This is a genomic window from uncultured Hymenobacter sp. (assembly GCF_964242765.1).
Taxonomy (GTDB): Bacteria; Bacteroidota; Bacteroidia; order Cytophagales; family Hymenobacteraceae; genus Hymenobacter.
In genome coordinates, this window is the sequence record NZ_CAXTBM010000024.1 from 66,384 (window position 1) to 78,186 (window position 11,803).

Sequence of the window (11,803 nt, forward strand, 5' to 3'; positions counted from 1 at the left end):
CGTCCTGTTTGCAGACCTAGCCTACTTGCCGGTAGGCCTTTACTCTGTGCATAAGGAGTTTTAGTCCACTGCCGAGAAGGTTTAGTGGACTAATGATTTAATTTTCTGCAAACCTGTAACAATTCTCCGGGGGGTGCATCTAAGCAGCAAAAACAACCCTATGAGAAATTTTATCTTCGTTTGTGCGCTGGTCCTGTTGGCCGGTGTACGCTGCTGCCAAGCGCAAGCCATTCACATCGTCAAGCAGGGAAAAGGAACCGGTCCGGCCGTGCTCTTCCTGCCGGGATTCACGTCCCCCGGTTCGGTCTGGGAGCAAACCATCTGTCATCTGCCCACCAAAACAACCAGCTACCAGGTTTCCTACGCCGGCTTCCGGGGCGTACAGCCCATCGACACGCCTTGGTACGTCACCATTAAAGGGGAATTGCTACGCTATATTCAAAACGAGAAGCTAGCTCACTTGACGATAGTAGGCCATAGCATGGGAGGCAACTTAGCCGTAGAAATTGCGGCGGCTTTGCCCGGAAAGGTAGATAAACTGGTGCTCGTCGATGCTATTCCCTGCATGCGGGCCTTGATGATGCCGGGCGTACCCGCCACGCAACTCCGTTACCAGAGTCCGTACAATCAGCAAATCCTGGCTCTCTCCGACGATGCTTTCCGCCAAACGGCCCGTCGCTTGGCACAGAACATGGCCACTGACCCGGCTAAAGTCGATACGCTAGTAGCCTGGGCGCTAGCCGCTGACCGTCGGACATACGTCTACGGCTACACCGACCTGTTGCAACTAGACCTGCGGCCGCTGCTGCCACAAGTGAAAGCGCGCACGCTGATTCTGGGGGCTTCCATGCCGGATACGCTCGTGGTGCGGCGTACGTTCGAGCAGCAATACGCCACCTTGGCCGTTAAAAGTATCCGGCTGGCACCGTCCAGCAAGCATTTCATTATGTTCGACCAGCCGGCTTGGTTCTACCACCAACTGAGCGCCTTTCTTACCCAATGAAGGCACATAACTCGCGGGAAGCCGCTTTTATCGCCTTACACGCGCAGTACTACGCAATGGTCCGGCAGTTGTGCCGGGGCTTCATGAAAGGAGACGCTGAGCTTGCGCAGGATTTAGCGCAGGAAGTTTTTCTTAACATCTGGGAAGCCTTGCCCACCTTCAAGGGGGCGGCTTCGCCTAAAACCTGGATTTACCGCATCACCACCAACACGTGCTTGCTGTATTTGCGCACGAGCAAGCGGCAGCGGGCGTTGCCGCTCACCACTGCTCCTTACCCAGTTAGCCCTGACGCGCCCGAGCCTGATGCCGACGACCATGCCCGCCTGTACTACGCTATTGGCCAGCTAGCCGAAGTCGACCGGGTCCTCATTATGCTGGTGCTAGAGGAACTGGCCTACGAAGAAATTGCCCACATCACCGGCATTAGTAGCACCCATCTGCGCGTGAAAATTCACCGCATCAAAAAACGAATGAAGCACCTTTTAACCCACGCCCCGCATCATGGATGATCTTACAACAAGTTGGAAAAAGGCGAGAGAAGCCGCTGCATCTGCGCCAGCCACCGGATTAAGCGAACTACTAGTCACTGCTCAGCGCCGCAAAAGGAGCAGCCTTTATTTTCAGTACGGCAACGTCTTGGTTCTAACGCTGACGCTGCTCGGAATCAGCCTCTTTTTCGCGTATGTCGCGCCTCTGAAAACTAATCTTAGTCACTGCGGCATGGCGTTGATGATAGGCAGCCTGATGGTGCGCATCGGCCTGGAAATACGCAGCATCTACCAGGCGCATCAAATTCAACTGGGGCAGGCCGCCGCCCATACCGCCCGTCAGACGGTCGCTTTTTATCGTTTTCGTCAGCAGATTCACGGCCCGGTTACCCTGAGCACGGTGGCTTTATACAGCCTCGGCTTCTACTTGCTGACGCCCGAGTTTAGCCACCATTTCGCGTTGCGCTGGCTGGTCTTGATGGACGGCTCGTATGTTGTGGGGGCTGGCTTGCTGATTTGGCAAATCCGACGCGGTATTCGCGACGAGTTACAGCAACTAGCTGACTTGGTGAACTTAACGCATGAGTTAGAGAGTGCTGCCTAGTTCAGTTACTGAAGTTGTTGTCGGCTTCGTGGGGGGTGAAATAGGTCTACTGCACCGGCAATAACTTCCGAAAAAAAGGCGTCAGCTCCGCGGCTAGGATGGCATGATCTTCCACGTTGGGGTGGCCGCCGCACCCGCGGGCTTGCATGGGCTGGAAAAAGTGCACCGCTACGGGTTTGTCTGTTGGGTGGGCGGTATCAGTTTTTTGTTTCACGACCGTCAGGCAATTTTGCAGCGTGTTTCGGTTTTTGCCGTTGATCATGGCGCTGCTGAGCAGGGCAATCTGGGCCTTGGGATATTTCAACTTCACTAGCTCCACAAATTGCACGTAGCGGTCAACAAAATGGGCAGAGTCAAAGGGTAGCCGCGCTTTCTTCCCGTCGCCGTTGCTGAAGTCATTGGTTCCCAACGCAATGCTTACTACTGCTGGTGCATACGTGGCAAAGTTCCAGCGCTGGGTAGTACGCTCCTGAAAATCAACTCGTTCGTACACCTCGGGCATGGTCGGCCCGTTGCTGTTCCAGTTGCGGTACATCCCGATGCCGCTCACCCCACTTACCAGAAAGTTGACGCTCAGAGCGCGGGCTACGCGGGGGCCATACGCCATGTAGGCGTTGTGCTGATCGTGGTATTGCCCGCTGTTGCAAGGCACTTCCGACGGGTCGGCGGCGGCTCCGCACGTGATGCTGTTGCCGATAAACTCGATTACGGGAGCTGCCGGCTTTTCAAGCGCCCTTACCTTCCTGCCCGCAACTTTTGCAAGCGCAATAGGCCCTGTATGTGCCTCAGTAGCTTTGTAGATCCATACCATATGCTTACCTGGGGTAGGGGCGGCAATAACAACGGGTTCCTTGGAGCTGCCATCAATTCTTATCCTTTTTTGGTACACTCCATCAAGCTCGTATTGCAGATAGTTATGCTGTTCTGCATTCGGGACGGAAGCATACACCTGGCATTCCTTGCCCTCGAAACTAAACCCGAAATGCACCGCCGAACCAATCAGCTCCAACTGCTGCTGACTGTTAACCACTGTCCGGCCAAAGGGCTGCAAAACAGTTGCTGGCAGGGTATCGGGCGTAGTAGCGCCAGAGCCGGAGAACACACAGCTTGAAATAAGCAAGCAAAGTGCTCCGAGCAGATAGCGAATGAGTGTTTGCCTTGAAGAAGGGAGTACGCTCATCGGGGATAAAATGAATGTGGGGCTCTCGATGGCAGAAGTCGTTTGCCTGACTCCTACCCGAGAATGGGAATAAGCCAACCAGATATTTCTTTTGGCGCCTAAAGCTACTGGATAAGAGTCTTTGGAAATAGAATCTCAACATTCCGTTTGAGAATATTACCAGGTAGCTACGATAGACAAGGCTAAACTCAGTCCGCCTTCGCTCCCCGTCATTTCGGGGTAAGGAAGGCGGGCTGACGACGCTAACCGCAAGGGCCTGTCCTTGGGAGCTACTGCCTGCGCAAACTTCAATCGGAGCACGTCTAGCTTTCGCCCTGGCTTACCGCCTGCCACAAAGCCTGTACGTACGGGTCCTTGAAGCATAAATCAGTAACTGGTTTCCGCGCTTCAACCGCTGCCACAAATCGGGTAAGTTCTGTTGCTGCTACATGAGCAAAGCCCATGCGCCACGGAGCAAAATACCGCTGCCTAGCTGCTCCCTGGCTCACTAGTCGCACATATTGGTGCCGTCGATCCTGCTGAATTTTAGCGAACAACGTCCGAACTTCTTCTTCCGTCCCCTCTAACAGCTGCACAAAATGTCCTTCGCTGCCGAGCAGCAACCCGGTAATCTGGTGAGTGGCATTGTAGTCGCGCGAGTGGTCGAGGATATTGCGCAGTTGAAGCAGGCTCGGCAAGGGAGTCGCGCGGCTATGATAGAGCACTTGGTACGTGCTGGTCTCAAGCAAATCCACTAGTTCATCGAGCGTCCGCTCGCCACGCTGGTAGCTGGCCAACAGCTGCTGCTCGTAGGCGCTCGGGGGGAAAGCCGGTTTCTGCGTAAGCGCTAAGACGCGGGCAAAGGTCCAACGGGGAGGGAGCGGCGGTTCCATCACGCTAAGGTCGGATACGACCAACGAGCGTGCAAGCCCGACCAACACTTTCTTATGCCTGCTAAACAGGAGGTGGAGCAATCAAACAGAACAATAGCCCGACTGCTGGCAGAGTGGATTCAATCAGGCCATGCCGGAAATTACAAGCTAACTTCGCCGCGCCTAGCCCTACATTTCACGCATCACTCTTACCTGTTGGAAATCTCCTGCTTATTTGTGCCGCCACTTGTAGAGCTTCAAGGTCAGGATGGTATCAGGACGCTTACGAAAATTATTGGTCAGGCTATCTAGTGCTGCTTCGCCGTACAGCAAAAAGTTGTAGAGACGATTGGCCCGCTTGGCCAAAGCTTGCTGAAGGGTTGCTTTTGCCACCCACGTAGCAAACAAAACGCGCCCAACCGTTTGGCCATGCAAATTTTGCAGCACGCGCCGCTGGTTGCGCACAGCATAGTACTGCTTCCACGCGGCGGGCCACGGAATACCTTCGCGGTCGAAGGAAGGCGGGTGATAAAACACGCTGCTGGGCACCGTTACCACTGGGAAGCCCATTTTCTGAGCGCGGGTCATGTACTCCACTTCGTCGCCCCAGATAAACAGATTCTTATCCGGAATGCCGATGGCTTTCACCACGTCGGCGTGAATGAGGGTGCCGTTGAAGAACGACGCCACCCCGTACACAAGGTCCACGGCGGCCATGTCCGTCACTTTCCGGTACTCCTGGTTGGGCCGACTGACAAAGAAGGCCAGTTCCTCATGGTCTTTCACGCTCACCGACATCGAGTTCTTGATGCAAGGACCCAAGCTCGGGGAGGCCAGCAACTTCTCCAGCGCGTCGGGGGCCGCCAGGCAGTCGTCATCCATGCACCAGAGCCAGGTGTAGCCGCCCTTAAAGGCCGTGTCGATGCCCGTAGCAAACCCACCCGCGCCCCCCAGGTTGGCCTGGGTAATTACCTGCAACCCAGGCTGGGTGTCCAGCCACTGCTGCGTGCCGTCGGTGCTGCCGTTGTTGATGACGAAGATAACATCGAGCTTTCTTGTTTGCTGATGCAGCGTATCGAGGCACTTTTTCAGGTCGCTAAGCCGGTTGTAGGTGACCACTACAGCCGCTATCGTTTCTGCCGTGAGAGTTTCCATAACTAACGATGAAGTAGCGTTTGAAGACGCGCTTTGGTGAAGAAAAAAGCTTCCCGCAAATGAGAGAGCTTGACGACTTCGATGCCTTTGTAGCGGAGGTAGAAGTACATGGCCACCGTAATGTAGAGTTCGGTAGCAACCAGTGCGTAGGCCGCCCCTACGTGGGCAAACTTGCGGATTAGCAGCACGTTAAGGGCCACCCCGACCAGCGAGCCGAAGGCAGTTACGCTGAAAAACGCCTTGTCCATGCGCAAGTTGAGCATGGTGTGCATCCCCAACAGGTTGCTCATGCCAATCAGGAGTGGAAGCACGCATACAATGCGCAGGACGGAAATAGAGTCTTGAAATTTGTGGCCGTAGAAGAGCGTGACAAACAAAGGAGCCACCAGCCACAACCCGATACCGACCACCGTCATGAGGGCCAGCAGCGGAAAAAACGTGTTGCGCACCATGCGCAAGCCCTGTTCGCGGCTTTGTCCGAAGGCATTGGCCACAATGGGGAAGAAGGCCTGGTTGAGGGCGAGGCCCACGAACGTTTCGGCCATGCCTTCGAGGCGAGTGCCAGCCGAGTAGATGCCCACGTTGTAAGCCGGGGCAAGCAAGCCCAGAAAAAACACATTAGAACTAGCGTACAGCGTTATCATCACCGACGAAAAGAAGATGGTGCGGTCTTCTTTGAAGCGGTTCAGCAGTTCGGGTACGGTGGGCCAGGTGAATCTGACGTCGAAGCGGTGCATGGCCACGTACAGCGCCGTTACGCTGACGGCAATTTGGGAAACGCTGATAGCCAGGTTCTGGTAGAAATAATCTTCAGCCCGCCGGATCAGCAGTAGCACCGACAGCGAAAAAATCAGCTTCACCGCCAAGTTGAAAACAGCTACCCGCCCCAAATCTTCCATGGCCTGATACAGCCAGAACGGGGAAAGCACTGTGCCGATGCACACCAGATAAGTGCATATGTGCAGAAACAAATGCTGCTTAAACTCGGCATTGGAAAGCGAAACAAGCAGGAAAATCACGGTGGAAAGCACCCAGAGCACGGTCTTGCCCGCCATTACCTGACTGAAGATTCGGTTGGTAGCTTGCTTGTCGGCCCGGTTGGCCGCAATGGAGCGGACGGCCGCCATGTCGAACCCGTAGTTGATAAGCAAGCTGAAATACATGACGTAGGCCTGCGAGAAGTTGAGCAGCCCCAGGTTGGCCGGTCCGATGATGCGAACAACGATGGGCACCGTCAGCAGTGGCAGCAGGAAATTGGCAATCTGGACGCTGAAGAGCGAGGCTACGTTGATAGCAAAGCGCCTCATTCTGGGCGCCGCCGGAGTAGCACTTTCTTCTTCCACAGTGGTATTAGGTGTCACGAAGTAGGTGTGGAAAGTTCTCGGATGAGATAAGTAACGGATAAGAGTGCTCTAAAATCCGGGAAGGAGAAGCTTCAAAAATCCGGCAATAGAGCTGAAGCACAGCGCATAAGGTTCTTACTCCTTATGATTTACCTATGTTGCGGCTGTGCTTTGGAGTAGTAGCTAACTTCGGACAGTACGGATGACTGTAGTTCTGCGCTGACAAGGTGCTAGCGCGGATTCCAGCAAAAAACAGTTGTTAGACGGCTCGTAAATTAGTTAGGTGAGCGTAGCCAAATCTGAGTGCTAATTGCCGGTAATGGCTTGAGGGCCATAGCAGCTCCAGCAGATTTCGGCGGCTGGCCGCGTGGGCGTTGGCCCTAGGGGAAAGGTTGCCGCCGTGAAGCGGGCAGCGCGGCGGGCATCGGTCAAATCGTAGAGTTGCGCATAGGCGACGTGGTACCCTGGCAGTTCATCGGGCATTCGGCTTTGTACGGTCAGGCGGCGTCCGGGCTGCCCGATGCTGCTCAGGTAAGCCCGCAGGACTTGGTTGTCATACGGATCGAAGTGCATCATTACCAGCCATACCCGCCGGCCCCGGAACGCATCTACTTCCTTCAGATAATTGCGCTCGGCCCCCACCGTATGGCGGTAGCAGTGACCCAGGCGGTAGGTTTTCGGAGTAAAGCCGTACTGCCGGCCGTACCAGCGTAAGTACTGACCGGCACCGTAATAGGCATAGATGGCGTCGTTGGGTTGGTGCACGCGCGCGAGTTGGGTATAAAGCGTCTTGGCATCCTCGACACAAAAAGGAGGCAGATTGTCGCGCGTCGTGCTGTAGAGAATCGGCCCGACGCCGAGAGCCAGTACCGCCCCGCCTAGCCGTTGGTTGCGGTGCCAAACCCAGCGTACCGCAGCTTGAAAGGCCACAAAAACAAAGAGTATAACGGTAGGCAGAAGGAAATCCATCAGGCGTTGGCGTAACGGATACCAATGGAGCGTTGCCGCCAGCGTGCTCAGCACCCAAGGCGCCAGCAGCAGCAATGCCACCTGCCGGTGCTGCCGCCAGAGCAGCACTACGCCGAGCACCGAGCACCCAACCCAAATGCTGGCCGGGTGCGGCCACCCTAGCCCATTGGCCCAACGTTCGGCTAGAGCGCCGGCCAAAACGACCGGTAGGCGAGGATCCTGCGGCAGCAGCCCCTCTCGCCAGAAATAGTGCATGAAGGCTTGATTCGTGGGCGTGAGAACATGATGGGCCAAAGCTAAACTAAGCGCGCATCCTATGGCCCAAGTGCCCACCACTGCCAAGGTGGCCCGTAAGCGGGGCCAACCGGGGTCGAAGTAAGCCAGCAAGATTAAGGCAGCGCCGCAACCGGCAAAGAACATCAAGGAGGCCTGCGAGTAGAAAGGCAGCACCAAACCGGCCAACGCGGCGGCTATCCAGAAGCCTGGGGCCGGCATTGCCTCGCGTAACCGGAAAGCAAGCCACAACACCAGCAGACTCACGGCTACGTCGCTAGCGTATTGTTTCACTTGGTTGCTGTAATGCACAAAGGTGAACCCAACGGCAACCGTAAGAAGGGCTAATGGCACCAAACGTTCATCGAGCACGCGCTTAGCTACCAACCACAGCAGCGGCAACGCAGCGAGGGAAGCTAGCAGTGGCGGCAACCGCAGGGACAATTCGGAAGGACCGAACAGCGTTAAGCAGGCTTTTTCCACCACCAAAAACAGCGGCGGGGCCACTTGCGCTTCCTCCAACGGCAAACTCACCAAAGGGCCAACAGAACGGGTGGTCAGATTATGCACGATGGCAAGCTCATCCATAAAAAGCGTAGTGCCCAACCACCACTGCCACAACCGCAAGGCAACCCCTACCAACACCGCCCCCAACGCCAGCCACCACCACACCGTGCGGCCACTCGGCGTCATGCTTTCGCTGGAATACTTCGTAAGCTGTGCTGCCATTTGGTAAGGTGGCTTGCTGCGGCTGATTTTCTTTGCTAGTTAACCGGCCGGCTACCTTGCTTCCCGCTTGTCTTATGCCTACGCGCTACAGTAAATGCGTGTTGTATCTAGTTGATTTTCAAAGGCCATGAGTGACAATTTGAGCTGCGTCAAGCCATATTCCAGATTACAGCAAATGCCCTAAACTTGATATGTCAACCCCCTTAATACTGTCGTACAGGATGCCTTATAATAGGGTTTTGGCGCGGCAGCAGTCAGATCTGGCCCTCTGCTGGAGAGCGGAATAATCTGACGGCTGCCGCGCTAGAAATGGGAGGTGGCAGGGCCTGCCGCCCATGAACTCCGGAGCGGGGATGCTCTTGGCGAAGCTTTTGCAGAAGCTTCGGGTAGGATACAGTAGTGTTCTGGGAATACTCTGAGCCTGCATCTCAGCTCAAGCCGTTGATTAACCAAAGAGCAGCGGCAGTTCAACCCCAACTTAGAAAGGGAATGCTGCCTGCCCAGCAATACGTTAGCTGGTTCTTTGCAAGGCTCGGCGGGCGCCTTGTTTGGCGGCTTTCAAAGAAGGATAATAAACGGAGTATATTTCGTACAGCGCTATTTTGGCGGCGGTGTTCCGAACATATTGTTGGGTGGCCATCTGGCCAATGGCTGTTTCCGCCTGCACGACGCTCACTTCCCGGATGCCCGCCGCAAAGGCCCGCAGATTCCAATCCGTGGTCAGCCAGTCCTGCACGTCCTGTGGAATAGCACTCATTCGCCGCACATCACCGATCCAGCCCCAAGGCTTCTGCAACTGGCTATGCGCCGCATAATAAGCCAGGCCGGTGTTCATGAGGTGTTTAAATTCAGTGCTGTTGGCAAAGTGATGGAACTGCACAATAACGCACGATACACGGGTATCGACTAGAACAGAACCATACGGTTCAACCAAAATAATTTCGTCGGGCATTTGATTTTCAACGAGTTAGTTTAAATAGCCACTGCCGCCTTCCAAGTGACAAACATCAGGATCGAACTTGCTGCCGAAGCCACTCCTGCGCGGTGTTTAAATCAGCAAACACTCTCGCTTGGAAGGCCGTGAGTTGGGCGTAAAACGCGGCGGCGGAATCACCCGCAAACGAATCTGGAGTGGCAATCATTGCAAAGTAGCGCAAGCCTGCGGCAGCCGCAGCCGGCGTCCATTCATTGATGACCCAGTCCATCGAGTGCTCCCAAGGGCCACGCACGTCTCGGGTATCGTTGAGCACGCACGAGAAGCCTGATTCAGCTAAGGTTTTCGTGTAGGCTCTGGCGCCAGCTTGAATACTTTCGGCTGTCAAGTACCCTTGCCAGTTCACCGCAATCCACCGGTTTGCGCGGTCGGTATCAATAGTCAGGTAGACGCGACCGGTAGGCGTCGTCAATTCTTGCCTCATCGCACAAAGAACGCAAAAGGCCGCGTAAGAAGATAAACGGACAGGTTGTAAGCAACATAAATCGGGTATGACTGAAATATAACCGATTGGTGCATTGTGGTTTGCTAGCCTTTATTCAATGAATAGGTTAAGGGCTTTGCCATTCTATCGTATTGATTCTGCTGCTATCTGCGCTCTAGCCAGCGAAGCATGGCGCTTGGCAGTACCGTGCCCTTCAGCATTTTCAGCGCATATCGTCAACTGTCTTGCTTGCTTTCCTGACCTCGAGGTAGTGCTACTGTTAAGGGTAAAGTAAGTGACTAGTTATCAAATAGGTATCAAGGAACAAGGTGAAAAGCCGTATTATAAAAAGCTAATTTATTCTGTAACTTATCCATAGCATTCAGTTAACACTAGGTCTTTAGTATTGTCAACTGCAATTTGATGTCCGACGCTATGGCTAAGAAGAATACGCAAAGTTTGACGAGAAGAGAGTTCATCAAAAACACGGCCTTGGTTTCAGGAGGAATGACCCTGCTTCCCTCTCTGTTAACCAGTTGTGCCGACGATGACGACGCGCCGACTTATGGCGGCGGCTTCGGCTTCAACGAAGGAGTTGCCAGCTTCGATCCTTCTCAGAATAGCATCATTCTCTGGACTCGCTATACGCTTGCCGATAACGAAACCGCCGACGCGACAATCCGGTGGGAGCTAGCCGAAACCCCTGGCTTCGGGCCGCTAACTTCAAGCGGGACAATAAGCGCCACGGCGGCTACAGACTATAGCATTTCCGTGGAGGTACCGGGTCTGGTAGCCAACAAAAAATATTTCTACCGTTTCCGCAACGAGCGTACCAAGGCCGAATCCGTGGTGGGGGAAACGCGCACGCTGCCTACGGCCGGCCAAGTCAGCAGTGTGAAAATGGCTGTTGTTTCGTGCGCCAATTATCAATCCGGCCTCTTCAACGTGTACGGCGCCGTAGCCGCCTCCGAGGCCGACGTAGTGGTGCACCTAGGAGATTATATCTATGAATATGGGCTAGGACAGTATGGAACGAATCCCACGACGGCTTCGCTGAACCGGGGACACCTACCGACCACCGAAGTGCTGAGTTTAGAAGACTACCGCACCCGCTACAAGCAATATAGAAGCGACAAACAGTTGCAGAAAGCTCACCAGTTGAAACCGTTTATCTGCGTGTGGGACGACCACGAGCTAACCAACGACGCCTATATAGACGGGGCCCAAAACCACCAGCCCAACGAAGGCAGCTTTTCGCAGCGCAAGCAGATTGCCCAGCAGGTGTGGCACGAATACCTGCCGGCGCGGGTCATTAGCCCGGAAAAAATCTACCGCAGCTTCGACTTCGGCGGTATCGCCCAACTGCTTATGCTCGACACGCGCCTGCTCGGGCGCGAAAAGCAGCTCAGCTTCGCGGACTACTTCGGCGAAGACGGCACCTTCAACGCGGCGGCCTTTGCGGCGGCTTGGCTGAACCCCAACCGCAGCCTGCTCGGAACAGAACAGCGCGCCTGGCTCGCAGCAACCCTGGGGGGTAGCAACGCCAAATGGCAAGTGCTTGGCTCGCAGGTGTTAATGGGTAAGATGTATATCCCCGCCGAGTTGCTGCCTTTGCTGGCGCAGTTGGCTTCGGGCGGCGCAACGGCCACAATCCTGGCGCAATACATTGCCTTAACGACGCAGCTTATTGCCATCAAGCTGCGGATTCAGCAGGGCGACCCCACCGTAACGCCAGCCGAGCGGGCGCGCGTCACGACGGTGCTGCCCTTCAACCTCGATGCCTGGGACGG

The 11,803-nt window shown here is 55.1% G+C and carries 11 protein-coding genes; 4 read left to right on the top strand and 7 right to left on the bottom strand.

Annotation, left to right across the window (positions count from 1 at the left end; genetic code table 11):
• The first annotated feature begins 160 nt into the window (after positions 1-160).
• Genes ACFE7X_RS12235 through ACFE7X_RS12245 form a run of 3 tightly spaced genes read left to right on the top strand, consistent with a single transcriptional unit; the run spans position 161 to position 2,095 of the window.
• A complete protein-coding gene (locus ACFE7X_RS12235; protein ID WP_375435957.1) occupies positions 161-1,003 on the top strand; it encodes an alpha/beta fold hydrolase in 843 nt (280 codons plus the stop codon).
• Complete coding sequence (locus ACFE7X_RS12240; protein WP_375435958.1) at positions 1,000-1,512, top strand: RNA polymerase sigma factor; 513 nt, start codon at positions 1,000-1,002, stop codon at positions 1,510-1,512. The genes ACFE7X_RS12235 and ACFE7X_RS12240 overlap by 4 nt, the downstream gene beginning before the upstream one ends.
• On the top strand, positions 1,505-2,095 hold the full coding sequence (locus tag ACFE7X_RS12245) for a hypothetical protein (protein WP_375435959.1): 591 nt from the start codon (positions 1,505-1,507) through the stop codon (positions 2,093-2,095). The genes ACFE7X_RS12240 and ACFE7X_RS12245 overlap by 8 nt, the downstream gene beginning before the upstream one ends.
• 46 nt (positions 2,096-2,141) lie before the next feature.
• Here ACFE7X_RS12245 and ACFE7X_RS12250 read toward each other — a convergent pair whose 3' ends face one another.
• The 7 genes from ACFE7X_RS12250 to ACFE7X_RS12280 form a co-directional block, all read right to left on the bottom strand.
• Positions 2,142-3,197, bottom strand: coding sequence for a GDSL-type esterase/lipase family protein (locus ACFE7X_RS12250; protein WP_375435960.1), 1,056 nt, complete (start codon positions 3,195-3,197; stop codon positions 2,142-2,144).
• 380 nt (positions 3,198-3,577) lie between these two features.
• The gene (locus ACFE7X_RS12255; RefSeq protein ID WP_375435961.1) at positions 3,578-4,147 is read right to left on the bottom strand and encodes a BLUF domain-containing protein; all 570 of its coding nucleotides are present in this window, start codon (positions 4,145-4,147) and stop codon (positions 3,578-3,580) included.
• Between the two features lie 210 nt (positions 4,148-4,357).
• Positions 4,358-5,281, bottom strand: a complete 924-nt coding sequence (locus ACFE7X_RS12260; protein ID WP_375435962.1) for a glycosyltransferase family 2 protein — start codon at positions 5,279-5,281, stop codon at positions 4,358-4,360.
• Between the two features lie 2 nt (positions 5,282-5,283).
• On the bottom strand, positions 5,284-6,642 hold the full coding sequence (locus ACFE7X_RS12265) for a flippase (protein WP_375435963.1): 1,359 nt from the start codon (positions 6,640-6,642) through the stop codon (positions 5,284-5,286).
• Between the two features lie 288 nt (positions 6,643-6,930).
• Entirely contained in the window at positions 6,931-8,595 is a 1,665-nt protein-coding gene (locus tag ACFE7X_RS12270) for a glycosyltransferase family 39 protein (RefSeq protein ID WP_375435964.1), read from the bottom strand.
• 511 nt (positions 8,596-9,106) lie between these two features.
• Positions 9,107-9,547, bottom strand: a complete 441-nt coding sequence (locus tag ACFE7X_RS12275) for a hypothetical protein (RefSeq protein WP_375435965.1) — start codon at positions 9,545-9,547, stop codon at positions 9,107-9,109.
• Positions 9,548-9,602: 55 nt separating this feature from the next.
• On the bottom strand, positions 9,603-10,013 hold the full coding sequence (locus ACFE7X_RS12280) for an STAS/SEC14 domain-containing protein (protein WP_375435966.1): 411 nt from the start codon (positions 10,011-10,013) through the stop codon (positions 9,603-9,605).
• A gap of 435 nt (positions 10,014-10,448) precedes the next feature.
• Between ACFE7X_RS12280 and ACFE7X_RS12285 the strand changes: the two genes are divergently transcribed.
• On the top strand, positions 10,449-11,803 hold a 1,355-nt coding region (locus ACFE7X_RS12285), incomplete at its 3' end, for an alkaline phosphatase D family protein (protein WP_375435967.1).